The sequence below is a fragment of the Flammeovirga kamogawensis genome (assembly GCF_018736065.1).
GTDB classification, from domain to species: Bacteria; Bacteroidota; Bacteroidia; order Cytophagales; family Flammeovirgaceae; genus Flammeovirga; species Flammeovirga kamogawensis.
This window is the reverse complement of the sequence record NZ_CP076129.1, coordinates 998,403-1,025,379: the sequence shown is the minus strand read 5'-3', so window position 1 is coordinate 1,025,379 and position 26,977 is coordinate 998,403. Positions and strand designations below refer to the sequence as shown.

Here is a 26,977-nt window from a genome sequence, read left to right as displayed (position 1 = left end):
CGAAATGATTTGAATTAATTTATTGAGCAAAACTTATGAAAAATTTATTATTAACTCTAATCCTAGGACTTTGTCTGAATGCTGTCTATGCACAAGATACTGTTAAAGGAACTATTAAAAGCACAACAGGCGAAGAGGTAATTGGTGCTAGTGTAGTAATAAAAGGAACAACAACTGGTACAATTACAGACTATCTTGGTAATTTTTCTCTTTCAGGAGTTAAAAGTGCAGATGTATTGGTTGTTTCTTCTATTGGGTATATTCCAACAGAATTAACAGTTCAAGATCCAACGGCTCCTTTATCTATTGTTTTAGAAGAAGATATTGATCAGCTAGAAGAAGTAGTTGTAGTTGGTTATGGTGTAATGAAAAAGAGTGATTTAACAGGTTCTGTTGGGTCTATTAAAAGTGAAGATGTAGATAAAATACCTGCTTCTAACCCTATGCAAGCAATGCAAGGTAAAGTATCAGGAGTTCAAATCACCTCTTCAAGTACTCCAGGTGGCTCTCCTAAAGTACAAATTAGAGGTGTTGGTACAACAGGTGATTCAAACCCATTATATGTTGTAGATGGAATGCTTTTGGATGATATCAGTTTTTTAAGTAGTAACGATGTAGCTTCAATGGAAGTATTAAAAGATGCATCTGCAACAGCAATTTATGGTTCAAGAGGTGCAAATGGTGTTGTTATTATTACTACAAAACAAGGAAAAGTAGGTACAGCTAAAGTTTCATTTAGTTCTTATGCTGGTATTCAACAAATGGCCGCAAGACCGGATATGGTTACTGGTCAACAGTATGCAATGTTACAAAATGAAGTTCTTCATAACCAAGGTTCTGATCTATTGTATACAAAAGATCAAATTGCCAATATGGGAAAAGGAACAGATTGGATTGATGAAGCAACTAGAAATGCAGCCATCCAAAACTATCAAGTTGGTATTTCAGGTGGCTCAGATAAAGTAATGTACAATATTACAGCAGGTTACTTTAACCAAGAAGGTATTGTAAAAGGATCTGCTTACGATCGATTTAACTTTAGAATAAACAACACTTATAACTTATCAAAAAAAGTAAAAGTTGGGCATAACATATCATTCTCTACCTATAATTCAATTAACGAAGGAGTTGATTTGGGCGATGCGTACAAAGCAGACCCTACAATGCTTGTATATGATGAAAATGGATACTTTGGTAGTTCTATTAACAATGATATTGGAAACCCAATGGCATCTTCTTACTATAAAAATGATGTAAGTGAAGGAAATAGATTAGTAGGTAATGTATTCTTAGATTATAAGATAATAGAAGGGTTAACATTTAAAACAAATGTTGGCTTTGATCACTCAACAAATGATGGAAAAGCTTATACTCCAATTTATTTTGTAAGTGGAAAACAGTTTAGTGATATCAGTACACTTAGAGTATCAGGTAACAAGTTCAATACTTTACTTTGGGAAAATACTTTAAGTTATTTGAAAGAATGGGGTAAACATAGAATCAATGGAGTTGTTGGTATTACAACCCAAAATAATTTTAGTGAAGGTTGGAATGGAAGCGAAAATGATGTTCCAAATAGTTCAAATATGTGGTACTTAGGTACTGGTAGTGCTGATAGTAGAAATGTAACACAATGGGCAAATACTAATTCTTACCTTTCTTTTTTAGGTAGATTAAATTACTCATACAATAACAAGTATTTAGCTACTGCAACGTTTAGATCAGATGGATCATCGAGGTTTGGAGAGAGCAATAAATTTGGCCTTTTCCCATCTTTAGCGCTTGGCTGGAGAGTATCTGAGGAAGAGTTTCTACAAACAAGTGAGTTAATAAGTAACCTTAAGTTAAGAGCAAGTTGGGGACGAATTGGTAATGATAAAATAGGGGATTACAGTCAGTATTCTTTAATAGAAAATAACCTTAACCCTGTATTTGGTCCAGACCAGAGCTTAAGCCAAGGTGGTACAGTAACAACAATGGCAAATTCTAACTTAAAATGGGAAACTGTAGAACAATATGATATTGGATTAGAAATCGGTTTTTGGGAAGATAAACTAACTATTGATGGAGATTATTATTACAAGCATACAAAAGATATGTTAGTTTATATTTCTCCTCCAAGTTTAGTAGGTTCTGCTGGTGCTGTACCTTCCAATATTGGTGAAGTATTAAACTCAGGTATTGATTTAAATGTAACATGGAACGATAATATTGGTGAAGATATCCATTATACAATTGGTGCAAATATCTCTACAATTAATAATGAGGTTTTAGCATTGGATCCAAATAACCCTTACATCTATTCTGGTGATTTAGGAAACGGGCAAAATGCTACATTAACAACACCTGGTGAATCAATTGGTTCTTTCTATGGATACGAAACAGCCGGTGTTTTCCAAAATCAAGAGCAATTAACTAATACACCTCATTTAGCAGGTTCAGTTCCTGGTGATATGATCTATGTAGATGTCAATAATGATGGAGTAATTAATGAAAAAGATAAGAAAGTAATTGGTAGTCCTATTCCAGATTTTATTTACGGTGTTAACCTTGCCGCTTCATACAAAAACTTTGATTTATCTGTATTGCTGCAAGGACAAGTTGGAAACGAAATTTACAATGCTAAAAAGGCTGTAAGATGGGGAACAACAAACTTTGAAACAAGTTACTTAAGTCGTTGGACGAGTGAAGGAACAAGCAACTCAGAGCCAAGAGTAACTAATGGCGGTGTAAATTATGAAGTATCTGATAGATTTTTAGAAAATGGATCTTACTTAAAACTTGGAAATGTTACACTTGGTTATTCATTATCTGAAAGAATAACTGAAAGAATTTTTGTTGATAAATTAAGAGTATATGGTTCTGTATCAAATATTTACTTGTACCAACCTTATAAATCATACAGTTCTGAAATAACAGCAAATTCCCCTTTAGCAGCAGGTATTGATTTTAATACTTACCCACTTACTGCAACTTATACTTTAGGTCTAAACATTAACTTCTAATTCGGTAAACTCATGAAAAGATATAGTATAGTATTCGTATTTGCCATCTTAACTTTTTCTTGTGCTAATTTATTAGAAAAAACACCACAAGCTCAAGAAACATCTGCAAATTATTTTAATACTCAAGATGGAGCATTAAAAGCAACAAATGCAATTTATGAAAAACTAAGAGGTTGGAATACAACAGCTTGGGGCCCTATTGGTTTGGTTGATGTGGCATCTGATGATGCAAACAAAGGGAGTACATCTACTGATAGTAATGATATGATTGAACTTAATAATGCCACTTATCTTACTAATAACGGCACGATTGAGGGATATTACAAAGAACATTATCAGGCTATTAATAGATGTAATCAGGTAATTGTAAATGTACCTGAGGCAAATTTTGATAAAAATGAGAAAGACAGATATATAGCAGAAGCAAAATGTTTACGTGCGTTCTTTTATTTTAATTTGGTAAGAGCTTATGGCGGTGTACCTATTATTGATAGATTACTACAGCCAGAAGAATACAAACAAGCTAGAGCTTCAAGAGATGAAACATACGATTTTATTATCCAAGACTTAGAAGAAGCAGCACTTGTATTACCTACAAAATCTGGATATGGATCTGCTGATTTAGGTAGGGTAACTCAAGGTACAGCATATGCACTTTTAGCAAAAGTACATTTATTTAGAGCATCTTTTAACGGAGATGCAACAGAGTATGGTAAGGCATTAACAGCTGCAGAAAAAGTAGTTAATTCTGGAGAATATACGCTCTACCCTAACTTTGCAGATATTTTTAAATTGAGTGGTGAAAATTCTTCAGAATCTATTTTTGAAGTACAAACACATGATTTTGAGCAAGGTGGAGGAAGTAGTCAATATTCTGAAATTCAAGGAATAAGATCTAATTCACTTAACAGGGGATGGGGCTTTAATATTCCATCAAAATCTTTAAGAGATGAATTTGAAGCAAATGATCCAAGATATGATGCGACAATAATTACAGCAGGACAAACTCTATATGATGGAGAAGTTGTACCTAGACCTGCAGATGATGTATTTGGTGATAATTCAGACCCTATAAGTGAATTTTATAGTTATAAAGTGTATGCACCTAGCCATAATGGCGGCAATGGTAATAGCCCAATGAATATTAGATTGATTCGTTACTCAGATATTTTATTGATAGCTGCAGAGGCTGCAAATGCTCAAGGAAATACAACTAAAGCTCTAAATTATTTAAACATGGTTAGAGCAAGAGCAAGAGGAAATCTTAATGTTTTACCTGATGTTGTTGGAGCAGACCAAGTAGTTGTTAGAGAGGCAATTTGGCACGAGCGTAGAGTTGAATTAGCAATGGAACAACATAGATATTTTGATTTAATGAGAATGGATAACGTTGTACCAGGATATGCAAAAACAAAATTATCTGAAAACACAGATAATAAGTTCGATGCTTCTAAAAATAAAGTTTATCCTATTCCTCAGTCAGAAATTAATGCTGTAGGAAGCGATTTATTAGAGCAAAATCCAAATTATTAATTCATAATCCTATTGGTATTCACTAGAATAGCAATAGGGTACATCAAAAAATAAATATGAAAAAGATATTAATATTCTTATCATTAGTAGCTGTGCTAGCAAGCTGTGGGTTTGACCGAGAAGAAGTAAAGGGAATTGCAGGACCTCCAACAAATGATGCAAGAGATACAATCAATGTTACTCCAGACCCAATAGAGGGTATTGTGTTAATGTATCCTCAAAAAGACCAAAAAAATATCACCTTTGATGCTTCTGTAGAATTAAATTGGGAGGCTGAAAAGTTAGGCTTAAGCTATGATGTTTATTTGTGGAAAGCCACAGAAGAAAAATCTACCACTCCAATTGTATCTAAGATTACAAATAACTTTTATGTGCTCTCTGGCTTAGATAAAGAACAAGATTATAAGTGGTTAGTAGTTGGCAAAAATGGAGTAGAAACAATTACTTCTCAAGAAGGGACTTTTACATCTTCTAAAGTAAGTTTAAATGATGTATTAACTACAAAAGTTATTGGGTTATCCTTTAATAACTCAGTAGCTGATGACGACGGAAAATATACTGTAACAAGTAATTCAGCTAAATTTACAAAAGATAGATTCGATACTCCAAATGCTGCTTTTGAGGGTAGTGCAGACAGAACTGAATCGGCTGCTATAGTATCAAATGATGCTACTCTAAACCCTGGTTTAATGACTGTTTCCGTATGGGTAAAACCAACAGATATGGCAAATGCAGGTTATATCTATTCAATGCAACGTTGGGAAGGTTTCTCAATGAAAAGAGAGAGCGACGCACGTCTAAAAAACATGTATTTTCATGAAACCTCTGAATGGGGTGCTGTAGATTTTTTTACAGATGAAATCGCTTTAGATAAATGGACTCATGTTGTAATTACGGTAGATGGAATTTCTAGAAAAGTATATTACAATGGTGCACTAGTTTCAAAAATTGATGCGGAAGGTCCTGTTAAGTTTAATGCAGGTAATGGTGCTGATCTAATTATTGGAGGACAGGTAGAAAATAACAATAGTAATCTAAGTGAATTTTTTACTGGTGGAATAGACGATTTTAAAATCTTCTCTAAAGCATTATCAGCTGATGAAGTAGCCACATTCTATAATTACGAATCAAACTATAACCCTTTTTAATATGAATAATATGTTTATTTATCTAGCGACATTATTTTTCTTACAAACTGTATTCGGTTGTACTGATTCAGTAGTGGTAAGCCCTCCAATGGATATATATCCAGACCAAGAAAAACCTGTTTTAACAGATCAAGAGCTAATGGATACAGTTCAGTTGCAAACATTTAAATATTTTTGGGATTATGGACACCCTGTATCTGGTTTATCAAGAGAAAGAAGTAATGGTGATGATGAAATTGTTACTTCAGGAGGGTCTGGTTTTGGTATAATGGCCATTATTGTTGGTGTAGAACGAGGTTACATCTCTAGAGAAGAAGGTGTAAATCGATTAAATAAAATGTATGAATTCTTAAAGAATGCCGATCAGTTTCATGGTGCTTTTTCGCATTGGTTAAACGGAAGTACAGGTAAAATAAAACCATTTTCTGAAAAAGATAATGGTGGAGATTTAGTTGAAACGGCTTTTTTAATTGAAGGAATTATTACGTCAAGAAACTATTTTAATGGTACATCTGCGAGCGAAGTTAAACTTAGAGGTTTAGCTACAGAGTTGTGGGAAGGTGTAGACTGGGATTGGTATAGAAATGGGAATGATTATTTATTATGGCATTGGTCTCCAAACTATAATTTTGATATGAATATGCCATTACGTGGTTTTAACGAGACACAAATTACTTATTTATTAGCTGTTGCATCTCCAACGCATAATGTTGCTCCTTCTGTTTATACAACTGGGTGGGTGAACGGTTCTGCTAGATACGAACAAAGTTTAATAAACGATACCGCCAAACCATTATTCTGGGTACATTACTCCTACATTGGGTTAGATCCCAAATTTACGGATGGTACAAGTGCTAAAACTTACCATACCTTATTTAGAGAGCGTACTTTAGAAAATAGAAATTGGTGTATCAAACAAGCGTCTAAATTTCCATATTACGGTGATAACCAATGGGGATTAACGGCTAGTGACGATCCGTTTGTGGGGTATATGGCACATGAACCAACTTCGACAGGAGATAACGGAACAATTTCTCCTACTGCTGCATTGTCTTCAATAGTTTATACTCCTGAAGAATCTTTAAGTGCAATGCGTTATTTTTATGAAGAACAACCAAAATTATGGGGAGAGTATGGTTTTAAAGATGCTTATAATTTATCATCGGGAGATTGGTTTGCGGAGTCATTTTTAGCCATTGATCAAGGTCCAATAATTACAATGATAGAAAATTATAGAACAGGATTACTTTGGAAATATTTTATGATGGATCCAGATATTCAGAGTGGAATATCAAAATTAGGATGGAACGTAGAATAATACCGTTGTAAAATAATAGATATTAGAAGAAGCTATCTCAAATTTATTGAGGTAGCTTTTTTTACTTTATAGCTTTTACAACTAATTAGTTCCTTTCGCTTTACAAATTCATTAAGGAATAATAAATAGTGTACGTTATGTATTGTAGGGAGTATTTATTAAATTGTATATGGCAGAATACCTAAATGAAATGAAAGAAATTACATTTAAAGAACGCCAAGTATACTTTTCAGATACCTAAAGTCAATGTTAACTCGCCTATTATTTATATTTCTAATTTTGCAATCAGTTTTTATTCAGCAAGTAATTGCTCAAGAAGACGTATTGCTTTATTCCTCTCCAAGAATTATTAATTACGATAAGTCTACTTATGAAGCCGAAAATCAAAATTGGGATATTGTAGAAGGAAACAATGGTTTTTTATACTTTGCAAATACTTTAGGTTTATTAGAGTACGATGGAGAAGTATGGAAGCTATATCCTACAAATGAACCATTACGGGCTGTATGTATAGTTGGAGATGAAATATTTGTTGGAGGAATTAATACAATAGGCTCATTTAAAAAGAGAAATGGTCAATTAGTTTATCAAAAACTTTCGGCTAAATTTAAAATACATGATGAAATATGGAAGGTCTTAAAAGTAGGCAACAAAATACTATTTCAATCATTTAATAGTTTCTATTTTTATAATAAAGAGAATCAAGAACTTACAAAAAAGACTTTAACAGAAGGAAATATTTCATTCACTTTTCTAGCCGAGGATAAAGAGAGTTTCTATTATCAAATTATTCATAAGAGCCTTCATAAAAGTAATTCAGAAATGGAATTAACTGCTTATGAACACCCTATATTGAAAGATTGGCTAATTAAATATATTCACCCTTTAAAAGACGGAGCTTTATTATTGGGAACACTCCAAAATGGACTCTGGGTTTTTAAAGACAATACCTTTCAATATCTAGATAATAAATTATCAAATTTTTTAAAATCTGCTCAGGTCAATAAGGTGATCCCAATAAACAACAATGGAGATTTTATATTTGGTACATTACATAAAGGAGTTATTGTTGGTAATATTAATGGGGAAATTAAATACTATTTAACTACAAAAAATGGCTTGCCTAGTAATAGAATACACGCACTGTATCTTAAAAATAATATACTCTGGATTGGAACAGAAGTAGGAATTTCTAAAGTAATTATAAACTACCCAATAAACTTTATTAATGACCCATTAAGTCTTTTAGGGGCTGTTTATGATGTTGAAATGTATAATAACAAATTGTATGTGGCCACTAACCAAGGTGTATATTCTGCAGATGCAACTATTAATAATTCAAGTTTCAACTTTAAATTAGTTAAGGGGACAAAAGGACAAGGATGGAGTTTAAATGTAATTAATAATCAATTATTAGTAGGCCATAATGACGGTCTTTTTGTCATTGAAAATGATAGAATAAACAAAATATATAAAACAGGTGGAGGCTATAGTTACATACAAAGTAAAAAATGGCCCGAAGTGTTATTTCAAACCTCATATTATGGTATTAATGTTTTAAATAATAGAGGTAGTCAGCTAAAGTTTGAGCATAATATAAAGGGTTTTTCATCTTTAACTAGAGATATTCTTGAATTAGAAGATCATTCTTTCCTAGTTTCAGATTCTTGGGAGAAATTAAATAGAATAAAAGTATCTTCAGACAAAAGAGATATAAAATATGTTGATGATTTATCTACTAAAAATATATTTAAAAAATCGTATAAATTCAGACTATTTAATTATAAAAATCAGGCTTTAATTGTTACTAATGATACAGCTGTAATAGTTACAGATAACACATTCCAAAAGGCCAACTTAGGGTTAAACAAAATTGAATACATCTCTGGTCTTTTAAATGGTAAATATATTATAAAAGCAAGTGGGAAGCTGCACTTGTTTGATATAAATAAAGAAGAAGAGGAATACCTTGCTCCTTCTATTAAAGAGCTTGGAGAACGACAAATTTACAATTACGAGGTTATAAAGGTATTGAATGATTCGTTATTTGTACTTACTTTTTCTAAAGGTTTGGCGGTCTTAAACATAAACAAGCTTGATAAATATACTCCTTTAAAAAATAGTCCAATAATTAGAGATGTATCATTTATAAATGATAGAACTAAACAAAGATATGAAGAACAAAGTATTTCAAGCATACCATTTGATTACAATACTTTCTCGGCAAGTTATAGCTTAAGAAACTACCAAGAGGATATTAAATACTTAATAAAATTAGAAGGTTATGACCAAGATTGGATTCCTGTTGGACTTAAATTTTCTGCTAGATATCAAAACTTAAACTACGGAACATATGTTTTTTGCGTAAAAGGCGAAGGAGATTCTTTAATTGAGAAATATAAGTTTTCAATTAACCGACCTATGTATCTCTCAAATACAGCTATTTTTATTTATGTAATACTATTATTTTTCACAATCACTTTGTTGATTTATGGCGTGAAATTATTATTAAAGAAACAGCGTAAAGTTATTCTTTTAAAGAAAAGAGATGATCTAAAAAGACAAAGAGAGATCAACCAAAAACAATTAACACAGTTAAGAAACCAGCGTCTACAAGAAGAACTAGAAAGTAAAGAAGCAAGTTTATCAGAATTACTTGTACAAAGCTCAAAAAATAAGGAGCTATTAAAACATCTTAAAGAAGAGATGAGCAATGTTTCTAAAGAAGGAAATGACAAGAAAATAAAATCATTGAAGAAATTAGATCACATCTTAAATACTGAATACGATAACACTAAAGATTGGGAGATTTTTGAAGTCGCATTTAAAAAAATGCATAAAGATTTCTTTTCACACCTAATTGATGTTCATCCAAACTTAACAAACGAGGATTTAAAATTATGTGCTTATTTAAGAGTCAATTTGTCAACCAAAGAACTTGCTCCAATTTTTAATATCACCCCAAAAAGTGTAGACCTCAAAAGGTATAGATTAAGAAAAAAGATGGGTTTACCCCCAAAAGAAAACCTGTATGCCTATTTGGTTTCTTTTCAGTAGGAGTTGGAATTAAATTTTCTAGATCAGAAAAGTAGCATTTTTATAACTTTAACCACCAGTATTTCATAATTCATTGATCCCTAATTCACTATAGAATAATAATTGAAAATGATATTTGCATAAATCAACCTATTTAACTTACAACTATGCAAAACCTTATTTCAATCTTATTACTCAGTCTAATTTTAATGGTGTCTTCCTGTACACCAAAATCATCTATACTCTCTGATGGTGAATTAGAAAACTCAGACCAAAATGATAAATCAAACAAAAGATTTAATACTAAAACACACATTGTAAATTTTTATGATGTAGACACTTCCCAGTTTCAAGAGTTAGAGGGTAGTATAGTCAAGTTGGAAACCCCTCTTCTGAAAGAAAAAGATGTAAACTTATTTGATGCAATTTATAAGCATAAGATTCCAATTTTTATCAAGGGGCAAAATGTAATTAACTCCATCCATTCTCATCATGGTTACCAAACTAGTAACAATGCATTAGCTTTGGTGTATAACGACCCTCAACAAGGATATACAGTTCACCTACTTGAGAAAGAAACGAGCCCTGATTCTATAAAAAAACATGCAATTCAGCTAAAAGAGGACTTCTTTTCTTTAGATTCAAAAACGAAAGAGCAGATAGAGTTTCTTTTAGAAGAAAATCCCGAATTACCATATGAAAATGCAGAGGAGTATTGGCAGGCAATAAAGCCTGATTTAAAAGCAAGAGTTGTAAACGACCTTTCTACATCTGAGAAATCATCTGTTATTTATTATGATGATAAAATAACACAAGAGGAGGAAGAAACATTTTTAAACCGTGTAATTGAGAAACAAGCTACATCAAACCAAAGAAACACAGCTACATTTGGAGGTTTAAATTATGAACAATTTCGCTTTAAATCGTATATCATTGATGTAAAAAAAACGAACGGATACCGTCAGGAGTGGAAAGATGGAGAATACGATTATAGGGCAATGATCAAGGTTTTTGAAGGTAGGTATGAAGGCCACAACGAAGATAGATTATTCTTTTCTTATTACTTAAGTCCAAATCCAGGAGTAAATCAGAAAGGCTATACTTCTTCTACTTCGGCTTGGAATATTATGTATGAGTTTGAACCTTATATACAATACCCCAAAAATTTCGCATTCGATCTATGGTCGCCAGAAAGTCAGGCAGGTGGAAATGGCTCGTATTCTAATTCAACCAATTTTGGTGTAAAATTAAAAGCCTTAGATCCTCTTAATTCTTTAGAAGGGCAATACTCTGCAGGTACAAGTTACAGTTATAGTTTTCCAGATTATTATTTCAGTACGCAACACGACAAGAACATAGATAATAATAAACACGAAATTTATTGGAGTTGGACACCCGGTAATTGTGTGTATGGTGCCTATGATACAGGTTGGGGAATAATGAATAAAAGTGGAGCTCCTTGGGATGATATACCTTGTGATGAAAGTAAACTACCGTTACCTATGCGACAGCTTAATAAAAATGCGGTTGAGGTGGTAATGTCTAAAAAAAGAGAAAATGGAGAAGAGAGCTTCAGTTTTAATTATGGAATTCGATGTGTATTGCATGATATCCATGGTAAAAACTACCCAATTCTACTTGGTATGTTTGGTTGGAATAGTATTGTAGATAGACAAACGAGAACTGTAAATATCAATAAGACTTTTACATTTACAACCACCTCTTTTGGAGAGGAATGAGTATTTTTTGAGGTGCTCAATTACTACTAAAATAATAACAGGATATAGGCTAATTTTACTGTCTTATCCTGTTATTAAACCTTTTTTCGTCATAAAATAAGAAGAAAAGGTACACATTAACATAAAATTTTTTACCTGTTATTATTTTTACGACCATACTCTGAAGTTGCTTCTTAATACTTTAACAAGTCATATTTTTCTACTAACAAATAGTTTGCGATGCTTTAAAAGTCAAATTTGTGCTATTTTTAGTGAATTCGTGTATGCTAATTTATTTTTTATCACCCGATATTTACAACTGTAAGATTATAATTGTAGTTGATACGTTTTAATGTGTGACTTTTTAATTAATTTTTTTTGGGATGAAATATAGAATTTTACTATTACTACTAACATTTTCAACTTTGGGTTTTGCAGATAAGGAGAAACCAAAAGATAAAGAAAAGCCAAATGTGGTGCTCATCATGGTAGATGATTTAAACGACTATGTTGGCTTTTTAGGTGGGCATCCGCAAACAAAAACACCAGCAATGGATAAGTTGGCAAACCGTTCTGTTATTTTTACAAATGCGTTTTCTAATGATCCAATTTGTAACCCATCTAGAGCAAGTTTTTCTACAGGATTGTACCCTCATACCACCCATTTTTTCGGCTTTAATAAATTCTTGAAAAATGAAACATTAATGGGCTCTAAAACAATGTTTGAGCATTTTAAAGACAATGGATACACCACTGTAGGTATTGGCAAATTATTGCATACAAATATTAATACTGTCTGGAATGCCTACGGTGATCAATCTGATTTTGGTCCTTTTCCATATGATGGAGAGAAAAAACGAGTTCATCCAAGTGTTCCTGCTCCTTTCAATAAGGCTGGTGCATTAGATGGAGGGTACGCTTCATTAAAAGATATACCAACTGTAAATGGTGTAACAGGTTGGTTTGATAAAGTAAAAGGATGGCCAAAATTAGAGGTAAAACCTTTTAAATACATCAATGACGAGGATAGGGATTTAATGCCTGATGAAGTGAAAGTAGAGGATGCTAAAAAATTTATCAAGAAATTTGAAAATGAGAACACAGAAAAGCCGTTCTTTTTAGGAGTTGGTTTTAACAGACCGCACACCCCTTTATATGTTCCTCAAAAGTACTTTGATATGTTTCCTTTAGCTGATATAAAATTACCAGAAACAGGTGGGCAAGCTGAGTTAGAAGGTGCTTTATATGGTAAAGTAAAAGAAGGTAACCATGGTAAAAGAGGTTATGATCATTTTAAGTATTTGGTTGAAGGATACCATAACGATAGAGACCTTGCCTTAAGAACATATATTCAAGCATATTTAGCATGTATTGCTTTTGTAGACGATCAAATTGCGGATGTTATACAAGCAATTGAAGATTCTAAGTTTGCAGATAACACTGTGATTGTTTTAGTGAGCGACCATGCTTATAACATGGGAGATAAAGACTATTTGTACAAATTTGCCCTCTGGGATAAATCAACAAGAATCCCAATGCTAGTTCATAACCCTGGTCAGAAAAAAGCAATTAAAGTAAAGCAACCTGTTTCATTAATAGACATTTACCCTACTTTAATTGATTTATGTTCACTAGAAGGTTCCACAATTAAAGATGAAAATGGGAAATCTTTAGACGGACATAGCATGGTACCTTTGTATTCTAAAAATACAAAACAGAAATGGCAAGGGCCTGATTTCGCTTTAAGTGCTATTTCTGGTGGAATGGGTGATAAGTTTATAGAAAAACAGCATTACTCTATCCGTACAGAACAGTACAGATACATAAGATATGCAGACGGTCAAGAAGAATTGTATGACCATGCAACTGACCCGAATGAGTTTTCAAACGTGGCTAAGCAAGAAAAATATATGAGTGTGGTTACAGAACTATCTCAAAAATTGAATAAGCAAATTGGAATAACAAACTAGAATTTTTTATAATGAAATTACACGTACAAAAAACAATTGGATTACTGATTTCACTTTTATGTATATATCAGTTTTCTTATGCCCAAAATGTAAAAGAACTATCTCTTAATGGAGAATGGAAAATTATTTATGATGATGTGAATGAAGGCCGAGAAAAAGGCTGGATAAAAGCAGAAAACTTTGATAAGAATACTGCTATAGAAAAAATTCAAGTACCTAGTTGCTGGGAAGAGTTTAAACAAGATTACGAGGGTGTTGCTATTTATAAAAAAGAGTTTGACATTCCTGCAGATTGGAAAGGACAGAATGTTATCATAAACTTTGAGGCTGTAAACTATATTTCTGAAGTGTATATTAATGATGAAGTAGTAGGCCGACATATGGGTGGTTTTACTCCTTTTCATTTTAATATTAATAAAACAGTGAAGGCAGGAGAAAAAAATACACTTGTGGTAAGAGTAGTTTCTCCGGTTTTATATTCTGATAAAGTAATTGATGGAATTGGTCCGCATCAAACCCCAATGTGGAGAGGTGCTTTAACTGGCGGTATTTGGCAGGGAGTTTCTTTAGAAGCTAAAGGAGCATACATTGTAGAAGATGTTTTTATTGAAACAGATTATAAACAAGGAGCAGCAATGTTTCACCTTGATGTAGAAAATACAGCAACACAATTACAAGATGCAGAGGTAGTAGTAAATGTACTTGATAAAGACAAGAAAGTGGTTGCTACTAAATCAGAGCATTTAAAATTAACGCCTGGAGCAAACAAATACGATTGGAATTTAGCTATTGAAAATGCAGAGTTATGGGGACCAAAAAATCCTTATTTATACACTGCTCAAGTAATGGTAAAAAAAGGAGAAGAAATTAGTGACGAATTTTCTACACGTTTTGGAATTCGTTCGTTTACCATTAAAGACAAAAAATACTACTTAAATGGCGAGGAGTTCTTCTTAAAAGGAGCTTTCTTCGAGGGGTTATATCCAACAAAATTAGCTTTTCCAGATTCTGAGGAAATGGCTAGAAAAGAGATTCAGTTGGCATTAGATGCAGGGTTTAATATGATTCGTCCTTGGAGAAAACCTCCTCCAAAAATGTGGTTAGACCTTTGTGATGAGATGGGCGTTTTAACTGTAGGTTCTTTGGCAATCGAATGTATGCACCGTCCTATTGCCTCACCATTATTACCAGAAATGGTAAAAACAGAAGTGAGAGAAAGTATACTTCGTGATAGAAATAGAACATGTGTAATTCAGTGGGAATTATTTAATGAATTATGGCAGCCTGTTTTAATTCAGATGTTACATCCTATGGCATTATTAGCGCGTGATTTAGATCCAACTCGTCTAATTTTAGATGAATCTGGTGGGTTTGCTAACGGAGCTAATATTTATAATCCAAACGAAAAAGTAGCTGTAAAATTCTCGGATGTTCATACATATCCAGGTTGGAGATATGACGATAATGCGTTCCAAAAAATGACGCAAATTAGCTGGACAAAAGAAGAAAAGAAGAAAGCAGGTTATCCTAAATTACGTTCTCCTGGTAAGAAAAACCAACCAGGTGCAATGGTATTTATATCAGAAATTGGTTACGGGTCTATTCCTGATTTAGAAGCAAATAATAAAGAGTTTAAAGAAAAAGGAAACCCTTTAGCGCCAATGTATCGAGAGCATGCTCGCTTAGAAGAAGACTTTAATTCAACATTAGATGCATCTGGAATGCGTTCGGTATTTCCAACTCTTCATAGTTTAGTAGAAGCACAACAAAATTACCACGGTAAATTGAACAAAAGAATGTTAGAAGCATCTCGTTCTAACCCACTTACAGCAGGGTATTGTATTCATGCTCTATCAGATGGTGATTGGATTATTGGTGGTGGTATCATCGATTTATGGAGAAATCCTAAAGGAAATGTATATGAAGGCACAAAGAAATCTAACCAGCCACAGTTAATTGTTACTAGGTTGAAAAAGAGAAACCTAAAAACAGGAGAACAACCACAACTGTCGGTTTTAGGTATCAATGAGTTTGATGAAGAGAACGTAAAAGTTGAATTGACCATCAAAGATACAAAAGGTAAAAAGGTATTTAATGAAACGGTGAAAGCAACTTTAAAGCACGGAGTTTCTGATTTATATACGCAAAAATTATCTATTGGTGAATTGAATGGAAATTACACGCTTTATAGTGTGATGAAAAATAAGAAAGGCAAAATCATCAATACAAATGAAGAAACTTTTGATGTTTTTAATGAGGATGCTCTAAAAATACCAACACAAAAAGTAGCTTTATTAGAAAGTGACAAAACTTTAGCAAATTACTTTACTTCAAAAGGTATACAGTTTGAGAAGTTTACGGGTAAGCAACAAAAAGGACAATTGTTGATTGTTGGTAAATTAGGAATGGATGATGCGTTTAAAGCTGAAGTTGCAAAAGCAAAAGAATTCGCATCTAAAGGAGGAACAGTATTTTTTACAGATGTAAAAGGTAAAAAAGTAAACGAAAAACTTAAAAGAGAGATTGCACAATCACTTCAGAAAGAAGAGGCATTTCCTTACAATGCAACTTTAATTATGGCCAACGGTTTATGGCATAATGCGGCACCTATTGTTACAGATCATCCGGTGTTTGCAGGTTTACCAAGTAACCAATTTATGGCAGATGCTTATTATAAAGTAGGAACTACTACAGCAATGGTTGCCCCAGAAGGGAAAAACATTGTAGGTGTTGTAACACACGATCGTTTTCCAGATCAAGACCACATGCAAAGAAATTACATCGGCGTAGGTAAAGTATATTTTGCTTCGGAAATGGTTGAAATGAAAAGAGGAAAAGGTACTTGTATTTATTCTACACTTTCATTTAAAAAAGCGATTAGTTTTGACCCTGTAGCACAAAAAATAATGAACAATATTATTGCTCATTACAGTAAGACTGTACAATAAGCTTTACATAAAAGCATTACTATATAGTAAAGTAGAGGTACAGCTCTAGGCCTCTACTTTACTTTTTTCTGATAAAAAATAACAATATGAAACGCATAATACTACTAATATTAACACTATCATTTTCTACAGTACTGTTTGCACAAAGACTACATGCTGATGGAAATAAATTAACTAGCGGAAATACAGTTGTAAACGTCAATAAAAACGGAATGTTAGGTGCTGTACTTCATAATGGAAAGAAACTCATTGTTTACGGGGCAATAGAAATTAAGAAAGGGACTAAGATTGAAAAAGTAACTTTAGGAGATGCGGAAATATCTCAGAAAGATGGGGCAGTTTATGCTGTAAATGAATTCGTTCACAAAAAAGCAAACATGAAATTAACATCTGTATTTACGCCAATAGCAGATGGATTTACTGTTGACTATCAGCTAGAAGCCAATAAAGGGTACCAATTAACAGCTGCAAGTTTACTGTTTGATGTAGATGTTTACGATGGTGATATCTATAAAATCAATGGTAAAGTCAAGAAATTATTAAGCAGAGAAGGTGCTTCTGCATCAGAAACAACATGGAATATTTTTCAACAAAATACATCATGTATGTCATTTGATATTGGGCTAGATGAAAGCGTAGAAACTAAAGTATATTTCCGTCAGATGGCAGGGAGTGTAGGCATTGTTTTGCCTACAGAGTCTGATGCTTATAATGATTATGTTGTCAATTTCCGTCCCAACACTCCAGGAAAAGTATCTTTATATGTTGCATTACCAAAAGGTGGTGAGCCTGTTGCTTCTCAGGAACCAAAAAAGGCAAATAAAGTGGCTAAACAGGCTACGACTACTCCATTACGTGTAAAAAATAAGCAGACAATAAGTAATGATAAATCTACCGTTCTTTTAAAAAATAGTGGTTTAATGGGAGCTGTAACGCATAACAATACTACGTTGTTATCGAATGCCTTATTGATTGTTAAAAAAGATGGGAAAGTAATTAACCTTAAAATGGGGAGTAATTATTCTACTAAAGTGAATGGAAATACATTGGAGATAACAAACAACATTAATTTCCAAGGTGATGAATACACGTTAGTAACTACAGCAACAGCTGGGAAGGGTAGTGTAGATTTTCTGTATGCTTTAGATGGACCAGCAAATAGTAAATTGGTTGGAGTAACATTAAATATTAAGTATGATACTTTCTTAGGGGAGTCTTTTTTAATTGGTAATACAAAAGGGAAATACATTGATAAAAGTACTGCACCAGAAGAATGGCATTATATTGTTTTTGGCAAGAAAGCATCATCATTTAAAGCTACTACAAAAAAAGGTCTTGATTTCGGTATTGATCTAACTTCATCTACTGGCAAAATGGATATGATTATTCAGCGACCGGGTAACTATTTTAAAGATTATATGCTTAAATTATGGGTAGATCAGCCTGGGAAAGTGGGCTTTAAGTTAACCTTGCCAGAAACAAGCGAAATGTAATCTTAAAATTAGATTGGACGACTAATTTTGTGTTATAAATCAGCTATTTTGTTGTAGTAGAATAATAAAATGGGTGGTATTTTTGTAAGTGACTAGATACTACTTTGCAAGAAAAACTAACTATTGATGAATAGTTGGATAGAAGATTTTTTAAGAAAGAAATAACAAAATTCGTCAGTATTTGACGTTCAAGAGATGAAGAAGAGATTTTTTAAAATACTAGCAGGGGCGTGTTTGTTAGTGTCCACACTAGCACAAGCACAAACAACACAATTGGGAAATGGTGTAGTTGGACATTGGAACCCAACGTATACAATTGCAAAACAAAATTGGAAAGCACAATGGGTATGGGATCAGCAAGACACAAAGCGATCAACAACCAATAACATGGTGCTTTTTAGAAAATCATTTACTATAAGTGATATTCCATCTAATGCAATCATAAAAATTTCTGCTTCATCTCTCTATAAACTTTACATTAATGGAACGTATGTAAATAGAGGTCCTTCTAGATCTGCACCACACAACCAATCTTTTGATGAATTGGATATTACCACACTTTTAAAAGAAGGAAAAAATACAATTGCAGTTCAGGCAAATTACCAACAAGGGGAACATGCCAACCACTTATTAGGCAGAGGCGGAATGCTGGCTCAGCTAGAAATGCAAATTGGGAATACTACAGAAATTATTGCAACAAACTCTTCTTGGAAAGCAATGGTTGATCCTTCATGGGACAATAACGCTCCTAAGTTGAACCGTTTTCAGTTGGTAGTTGCAGACAGAGTAGACCTTACTAAAGAAATTAAAGGTTGGTATAAATCAGATTTTGATGATTCTCAATGGGGGAAAGCTGTTGGGTTAATCAGAAACTCTGGATGGCCCGGACCTCAAAAAAATGATATTCCAAGAGCAATTACTACTCCTTGGACAAACTTAGAAAAGCGTCATATTCCTTATTTAACGGAGGTAGATCATAAGGCAATAAATTTAATAGAAGCAGTTCAAATAGAAGACTATTTATATCATCCTAAAAAGGCCCCTAAGCAGCAATTAACGGGTACTTTAGACAAGAACATTTCAGTAAAAGCCTATAAAAAAGGAAAAGGTCCTTTGGTTATTCCTGCTTTAAAAGAGCAAAAAACATTTTTATTGGTTTTTGATCTAGGAGAGATGATTAATGGAATGCCTCAGTTTGATATTGAAGGAGTTAAAGGCACAAAAGTAGAAGTAATTGGCATTCCGTATATGGTAAACAACCAATTTACGTATAGAGTTGTAGACACAGATTTATTAGACGAAGTGACTCTATCTGGTCAACGTGATGTATGGCAGGCACAATATTTTAAACCATCACGTTATTTAGCTTTAGTGATTAAATCGGGTGATGCACCTATTAAGATAAACAGTTTTGGTATTCATCAGTTTGCTTATCCTTTTGAGAAAAAAGGAAGTATGACATCAAAATCTCATGATTGGGTGGAGCAATATGTAGTTGCTACAGAAAAGACAATAGATGCTTGTACAACAGATGGATATACCGATAATTACAGAGAAAGAAGACAGTACGCTCAGACAGGGTACTACGGTGCAATGGGCAATTATTGGACTTTTGGCGATTATGCTTTACAAGCTATTAAACTTGTTCAAGTAGCACAAGAGGCAGAACCAAACGGTTTATTACCAGCATACGGTCCGTTAGTAAATAACGATTATATGGTAATTTTGGATTCTGATATTCTTTGGATAAGAAGTTTACACAATTACTTTTTATATTCAGGAGATAAAGAAACAGTACTAAAATTAATGCCTACAGCTCAGAAATTAATGGATCTCTTAGAAAGTTATACCAATAAAGATGGACTGTTAGATAATCCTCCGTACTCCTATTGGCTAGATCATGCAAGGAACGATAGAAGAGGGGCAAATTTAAACCTAAACGGACATTATATTGGCGCTTTACAAGATTATGCTGAAATATTATCTTGGTTGGGTAAAGACGATGCCGAAGGGTATACCTCACAAGCAAACAATGCGAAAAAAGCCATTCAAACGCAGTTTTGGAATAAACAGAAAGGCTTATTTGTAGATGCTTTAATTGATGGAAAACAATCTGATCAGTACAGCGAACATGCACAAGCAATGGCTTTATCTATGCAAATTGCCACCGAAGAACAAGCCAAAGCAGTAGCTAAAAATATTTTAGAAAATGATGAGTTGAATTTTGTGACAAGAGCATCGGGTATGTTTATGGTAACGCCTGCAATGTCTTACTTTTTACACAAAGGGTTAGCGGAATATGGGTACGTAGACCAATCTTTTGATTTATTTAGAAAACGTTTTGATCATATGTTAGCCCCAGAAATGAATGGAACTTTATGGGAGGAATGGTGGAGAGATGCTTCTGGTAGAACTGGTAAAAAAGGAATGATAGGTAGAACAAGGTCGGATGCTCAAACCGAAAGTGCTTTTGCACCGGGATTGTTTGCTGAGTTTTTGGTTGGGGTAGAAATTACAAAGCCTGGGATGGCGGAAATGGTGTTGGCTAAAACAACGGCTTCTATAGAAAATATTGCGGCAAATATTCCAACACCTTTTGGTAGTACTTCAATAGCTTGGACTTTTGAAAACGAAGGGGGACAACTTAATGTAGAAATTCCTGAAGGTGTGGAAATCAAGCTAGTACGTAAATCATTTGGTAAGGATACGATTGAGGTAGACAATACAATAAATAAAGCAGCTACCGAATATATTGTATTAAAGGCAGGAAAACACAATGTAACGTTTTCATCAAAAGAGATTTAAGAAAGGATAAAATCATCCGTAAGGATTAAAAATAAATAGAGAATGAAAATTCAATTGAGAAAAATTGTTTTGGGCATTTTTGGAGTAGTAGCGCTACAAACGTTAGCACCAAAAGTACTAGCACAAGATAAAATGGAGCAACACCCCAATGTGTTATTCATTATAGTAGACGACCTGAATGATTTTGAAGGGAAGTTTGGTGGGCACCCTCAAGCAATAACTCCTAACATAGATAAATTGGCAAATTCTGGTGTTACTTTTGTCAACGGACAAACCAATGTACCAGTTTGCCAACCTGCAAGAAACTCTTTATTTACAGGGGTATACCCACACGATTCTAGAGATTTTGGATGGACGGCTCGTAAAAAACACGATGTATTGAAACACAGTAAAACCATGTTTCAGCTATTTGCAGAAAATGGCTATGCACTTTATGGGTCAGGCAAACTGATGCATAAAAACGATAAGAAATTATGGAACGAGTGGGGAGTGCCAGAACGTATTAATTATGGACCTCATGCATTTAACGGAAATAAAATAATTCCTCACCCCTCTGTACCAGAGCCTTTTAGAAGTATAAATATTGTAGACGGTTCTTTTGCGCCACTTACAGATATTCCTCAATTTGACAGTACAAGAACGGACTTAAAACCAGGTTGGGGCTACCCAAAAAAGGAATTTAGATATGTAAATGATGAGGACAGGGATTTAATGCCTGATGAACAGCATGCAGATTGGGCCGTTAAAAAACTGAAGCAATTAGAAGAAAGTGGCTCAGATAAACCTTTCTTTATGGGAATTGGTTTTGTAAAGCCACATACTCCATTATATGCTCCACAAAAGTATTTTGATATGTATCCTTTAGAAACATTGAAATTACCAGTTATAAAGGAGGGAGATGATGAGGATGCATTTTTTAAAGAAAACTATCCAATGTCGCAAATGGGCTTAAAGTATTATAAAGCACTTTGTGATTCTTATGAAGATGATAAAGAAGGATTAAGAAAAGTTGTACAAGCCTATCTTGCTTGCGTTACTTTTATGGACGACCAAGTAGGGAAAGTTATTGATGCTTTAGACAATTCAAAATTTGCAGATAACACTATAGTTGTATTTACGGCAGACCATGGGTGGAACTTCGGACAGAAAGAATACTTGTATAAGAACTCACCTTGGGAAGAAAGTGCAAGAGTGCCTTTTATTGTACGTGCTCCAAAAGAACAAGTGAAAGGAATGGATGTAACTCACCCTGTTTCATTAATAGATTTATACCCAACGTTTATAGATATCTGTAATTTAAAAGGAAGTACAAAACTAGACGAACAAGCCGCAGAAATAGGAGGCCATTCTATTCGTCCTTTCCTAACAGATAAAAATGCAACATGGACAGGCCCAAAAGGTGCATTAACCGTAATGGGAGTAGGTATTTCTGAACCAATAGAAGGTTTAGCAGTGTCTGTAAACAAACAAGCGTTATGGCATATTGAGGTTAGAAAACCACTAGGTCCCGAATATGTAATGCAACAAACATATTCTTATAGAACAGAGCGTTTCCGTTACATCTTATACAAAAATGGCAAAGAAGAATTGTACGACCACAAGAAAGATAAACACGAGTGGAAAAATGTTGCTGATAAAAAATCATATGCTTCTACAAAAGCAGATTTAAAACTTCAGATGATGCAAATTATTAATGCAAATAGCGTGAATTAAGATATTTAATATACCAATGTGATTGAGGCAAGCTCTATGGGTTTGTCTCTTTTTTTTGATTGTGAATTAAATTACTATTAAATACAATTAATAGTAATACTTTTGCTATCTTAAAATAGAAAATTACTCATAGCTAAACTATTAAATGATTAAAAACATGAAGCAGCATATTTTAATTCAGCTCTTTAAAGTTACTTTTTTAGCCCTTTTTATAGGTTGTTTACAGGTTAATGGATTTGCTCAAACTAATATTAAAGTAGAAGGTATTGTTATCAGTAAAATTGATAAACTTCCTATTCCTGGGGTAAGTATTATTATAAAAGGAACTTCTAAAGGTACGGTTACAGATTTTAACGGAAAGTTTCAGCTTGCTGTAGACTCAACGGGTATAACTCTTGAAGCGATGTATATCGGTTATAAATCAGTAGACTATAAGTTAAATAATTTCAATAAGATACATATTGAATTAGAGGAGGATACAGAATCATTAGAAGAAGTTATTGTAGTTGCTTATGGAGGGAGAAGTAAAGGTAGAAGGTCTAAAAAAATGAGTACTTCTTCTGTAATAAGTATTGGTAGTAACAATTCTGTAAATACAGAAAGTTATGCCGAGGTTTCAGAAAATACTTTTCACAAGGTAACTAAAAAGCCATTATCTACTTTTTCTGTAGATGTAGACAGGGCATCTTACAGTAATGTTAGACGAAATTTGAACAATGGAAATTTACCTCCTAAAGATGCTGTAAGAATAGAAGAAATGATTAATTATTTTGATTACAGTTATCCTCAACCTATTACCGAAGTTCCATTTAGTATAAATCATGAATTATCGTTATGCCCTTGGAACGAAGAAAATTTATTATTAAAAATAGGGCTCCAAGGAGTAAAAATGGAAAGAGATGAGTTACCCTCATCAAATATTGTTTTTTTGATAGATGTTTCTGGATCAATGTCTAATCAAAATAAACTGCCTTTATTAAAATCATCATTTAAAATGTTATTGAATAATTTAAATGAAAAAGATAGGGTAGCTATTGTGGTTTATGCGGGTAGTTCTGGCTTAAAATTACCATCAACAAAATGCAGTAACAAGGCAAAAATTATTGAGGCACTAGATAATTTAGAAGCAGGTGGTTCTACTGCCGGTGGGGAAGGATTAAAGTTGGCTTATAAAGTAGCAAAACAGAACTTTATTAAAAAAGGGAACAATAGAATTATTTTAGCAACTGATGGCGACTTTAACGTTGGTGTAAGTAGTAACGAAGCAATGGAAGAGTTAATTACAGAACGTCGAGACGAAGGAATTGCTATTTCTGTATTGGGCTTTGGAATGGGGAATTATCAAGATGATAAAATGGAGATAATTGCTGATAAAGGCAATGGAAATTATGCTTATATAGATAACCTACAAGAGGCACAGAAGGTACTGGTAAAAGAGTTTGGAGGTACTTTAATGACAATAGCGAAGGACGTGAAATTCCAATTAGAGTTTAACCCAAAATTTGTGGCTAAATATCGTTTAATTGGTTACGAAAACAGACTTCTTGAAGATGAAGACTTTGATGACGATAAAAAGGATGCAGGAGAAATAGGAGCAGGTCATTCTGTAACAGCCTTGTACGAAATAGTTCCAGTTATTAAAAAAACAAGAAATATGTCGGAGTTGAAATACCAATCGACCGAATTAACAGAGTATGCTAAAAATAGCAATGACCTACTTACATTAAAATTGAGGTATAAACAGCCTACAAAAAGTAAAAGTAATTTGATTGAAACGGTAGTAAAGAGTAATTACAAACCTCTTTCAGAGACCACAACAGACTTTAAATTTACTGCTTCAATTGCAGAATTTGGCATGTTATTAAGAAATTCAGAATTTAAAGGCTCATCTTCTTGGGATACTGTTATTCAACTTGCAAAAGAAGGAAGAGGAACCGATGAGGAAGGATATAGAAGTGAAATGATACGACTTTTAAAGGTTGCGAAATCACTTGATGTTAAATATGAGAATAAATAAGGTTATAAACATAAAATATTGATTAATGCCCTTCCTCTAAAGAATAGAAGAAGGGCATTTTTATAACATAAACCTTTTTACATCTATTATGTATTTATTTAGTTTAATATGAAACAAAAATTCAATTAAATCAGTTTATATAAACAGAAGTTAGATGAATGCGCTTAGTAGATAAGTGATAAAAAAATTGAGAGAGTTAAGTTCATGAAAAACCTCGTTGGTGCTGCCTACGAGGTTTTTTGTTTTTGTGTGAAAATATTGATCATCAGATGATTTAGCACTTAATTTTACTTTATATTTATTAACGGTCTAAATTGTAATGAGGTAATTTATTTTAATTATAGTTGTGTAATTAAACACACACTTCAAATATTTGACTAAAAACTAATTATCATGAATTTATCAATAAACATACCGCCTGAAAATTGAAAGTTTATTCAAACTTAATATTGAATAAACTACTCTAAGTACTCTAATACAAAATGCATACTATTAAAATTTTAGATTATAGGGGTATAGCTATTGTTGTATTTTTCAGATCATTTGGTTAATCAAATTTTACTTTTGTAGCATTTAATTATTATGTATTACAATATATAAAACATGTTTAAATTCATATCATTATTAACTATTGCATTACTTTTTTGTATAACAGTTAACGCACAAACAAAGTTTGATGTTTTAATTGGAGTTAATATATCAAACACCTATGTAACAGAAAATAATACAGATAATAAGTTATTAAGCTCAAACCCTGGAATAGGGTATAATGTAGGTCTTCTAAGAAAAGTAAATTTATCAAAAAAATCTAATTTTAAATATGGTATAGTATTTAAGAGAATTGTTTCTAAAACTATAAATACAAAAGCAATAAAAGATTTTATATCGATTCCTTTTTTAATTAATTATGATGTGTTTTCATCTAAATTTAGAATTGAAGGAGGTTTTGTTCCTTTAGTTGCATTAAAGTATTCAGTTGATGGTATTAAATACCCAATAAGTTTCTTTAGTGATGAACATACTTTTAGAATGTTAAATGCAGAATACCAAATTGGAGTAATATATCAAACTAATTTTATTTCAGGAGGGTTGAATTTTTCAAATATGATCCTTAATCAACATCATTCGAATGATACTGTTAATACAAAGAGTTACACAATTAGTTTGAATTTTAGTTACAATATATAAAGTTCATTTTCAATGAGAGCATATAATTTACTATTTCTATTTATCTTATTTTTTATAAATATTTCTAATGGACAAGAAATAGAAAGGTCCACATTTGGTTTACAAGTTGGGGTTTTAGGTGTTTGGGTTAATCATGAATACAAATTGATCGATAGGTTTATATTAAGAACTGAAGTAGGGTTAGATAGTTATATTTTAAGTAAAACACCAGAACATAAATCAAATCTTCAATTTTCCCCAGTAGTGACTTTAGAACCAAGATGGTACTATAACTTGACTTCACGAAAAAAAAAGGAAAAACATATTTTAAGGAATAGTGCTAATTTTTTTAGTTTAAAAAGTAGTTATCATCCTGATTGGTTTGTCATTTCTAATCAAGATAATTTAATTCCAATTAGTGACATATCTATTGTGCCTTCGTGGGGAATGAGAAGGCATATTGGTCAGCATATAAATTACGAAGTAGGCTTAGGTATTGGTTATATTAGAACGTTTTATTCTAACACAGGTTTTGGACCTGATGAGGAAGCTATTGATATAAATCTTAATATAAGAATAGGATATTCAATTTTTTGATACTTTTAAATACAATAAATTTTATAACCAAAAAAAGAAAATCCACTAGCCAAAGGCCAAGTGGATTTGAGCTAACGATTCATATTAGCTTAACGATTCGTAACAAACTTATTGAACTAACTTTTGAAATACAACGAGTGTGTGGTGTTATTTTGTTGATGTGCTTCAATGGGGGTAATTACATCTTCAACTGTTGCTGTTATTTCCTACCCTTTTCTTAATGATAGCTCAGCTATGTTTTTTGAATTAAAAGAAAAAAATACTGAAATACCTCCTTTACATTTCATCTCTCTTAATCCAACGAGTAGCATCTCACAAACCTATGCACTTATAATACAAAAAAACAGTAAGTGGTTTTCAAACAAAAACAATTGGAAATAAGTTTGTTCTAAATGATAGGTGAACTTGGAGAATTTCCCTCTGCTTAACTATGCAACAGATACAAAAGATTGGAGTTGATTTTTTTTAGTTATTTCAATAGATATTTTTCTATAAAATAAATAGTAATT

General features: G+C 32.7%; 14 protein-coding genes. All 14 read left to right on the top strand.

Features of this window, described 5'->3' with window-relative positions; genetic code table 11:
- Positions 1-35 precede the first annotated feature (35 nt).
- The 14 genes from KM029_RS22420 (at position 36) to KM029_RS22355 (ending at position 26,468) form a co-directional block, all read left to right on the top strand.
- The gene (locus KM029_RS22420; RefSeq protein WP_144076041.1) at positions 36-3,005 is read left to right on the top strand and encodes a SusC/RagA family TonB-linked outer membrane protein; all 2,970 of its coding nucleotides are present in this window, start codon (positions 36-38) and stop codon (positions 3,003-3,005) included.
- 12 nt (positions 3,006-3,017) lie between these two features.
- Complete coding sequence (locus KM029_RS22415) at positions 3,018-4,538, top strand: RagB/SusD family nutrient uptake outer membrane protein (protein WP_144076040.1); 1,521 nt, start codon at positions 3,018-3,020, stop codon at positions 4,536-4,538.
- Positions 4,539-4,594: 56 nt separating this feature from the next.
- Positions 4,595-5,686 (top strand): LamG domain-containing protein, encoded by a 1,092-nt coding sequence (locus KM029_RS22410; protein ID WP_144076039.1) that lies wholly within the window; start codon positions 4,595-4,597, stop codon positions 5,684-5,686.
- Position 5,687: 1 nt separating this feature from the next.
- Positions 5,688-7,004 carry a glucoamylase family protein gene (locus tag KM029_RS22405; protein ID WP_205125515.1) on the top strand — a complete coding sequence of 439 codons (1,317 nt, stop codon included), beginning with the start codon at positions 5,688-5,690 and terminating at the stop codon, positions 7,002-7,004.
- Between the two features lie 279 nt (positions 7,005-7,283).
- A complete protein-coding gene (locus KM029_RS22400; RefSeq protein ID WP_158631186.1) occupies positions 7,284-10,061 on the top strand; it encodes a triple tyrosine motif-containing protein in 2,778 nt (925 codons plus the stop codon).
- Between the two features lie 146 nt (positions 10,062-10,207).
- Complete coding sequence (locus KM029_RS22395; RefSeq protein WP_144076037.1) at positions 10,208-11,779, top strand: hypothetical protein; 1,572 nt, start codon at positions 10,208-10,210, stop codon at positions 11,777-11,779.
- A gap of 362 nt (positions 11,780-12,141) precedes the next feature.
- A complete protein-coding gene (locus tag KM029_RS22390; protein WP_144076036.1) occupies positions 12,142-13,728 on the top strand; it encodes a sulfatase in 1,587 nt (528 codons plus the stop codon).
- Between the two features lie 11 nt (positions 13,729-13,739).
- On the top strand, positions 13,740-16,676 hold the full coding sequence (locus KM029_RS22385; RefSeq protein ID WP_144076035.1) for a glycoside hydrolase family 2 protein: 2,937 nt from the start codon (positions 13,740-13,742) through the stop codon (positions 16,674-16,676).
- 86 nt (positions 16,677-16,762) lie between these two features.
- Positions 16,763-18,169 (top strand): hypothetical protein, encoded by a 1,407-nt coding sequence (locus tag KM029_RS22380; RefSeq protein ID WP_144076034.1) that lies wholly within the window; start codon positions 16,763-16,765, stop codon positions 18,167-18,169.
- Between the two features lie 195 nt (positions 18,170-18,364).
- Entirely contained in the window at positions 18,365-20,974 is a 2,610-nt protein-coding gene (locus KM029_RS22375) for an alpha-L-rhamnosidase-related protein (RefSeq protein ID WP_144076033.1), read from the top strand.
- Between the two features lie 42 nt (positions 20,975-21,016).
- Positions 21,017-22,687: a sulfatase gene (locus KM029_RS22370; protein WP_205125514.1), complete on the top strand. Its 1,671-nt coding sequence runs from the start codon at positions 21,017-21,019 to the stop codon at positions 22,685-22,687.
- 157 nt (positions 22,688-22,844) lie between these two features.
- Positions 22,845-24,704, top strand: a complete 1,860-nt coding sequence (locus KM029_RS22365) for a vWA domain-containing protein (RefSeq protein ID WP_144076032.1) — start codon at positions 22,845-22,847, stop codon at positions 24,702-24,704.
- Between the two features lie 603 nt (positions 24,705-25,307).
- The gene (locus tag KM029_RS22360; protein ID WP_144076031.1) at positions 25,308-25,892 is read left to right on the top strand and encodes a hypothetical protein; all 585 of its coding nucleotides are present in this window, start codon (positions 25,308-25,310) and stop codon (positions 25,890-25,892) included.
- Positions 25,893-25,904: 12 nt separating this feature from the next.
- Positions 25,905-26,468 carry a hypothetical protein gene (locus tag KM029_RS22355; RefSeq protein ID WP_144076030.1) on the top strand — a complete coding sequence of 188 codons (564 nt, stop codon included), beginning with the start codon at positions 25,905-25,907 and terminating at the stop codon, positions 26,466-26,468.
- Positions 26,469-26,977: the final 509 nt, after the last annotated feature.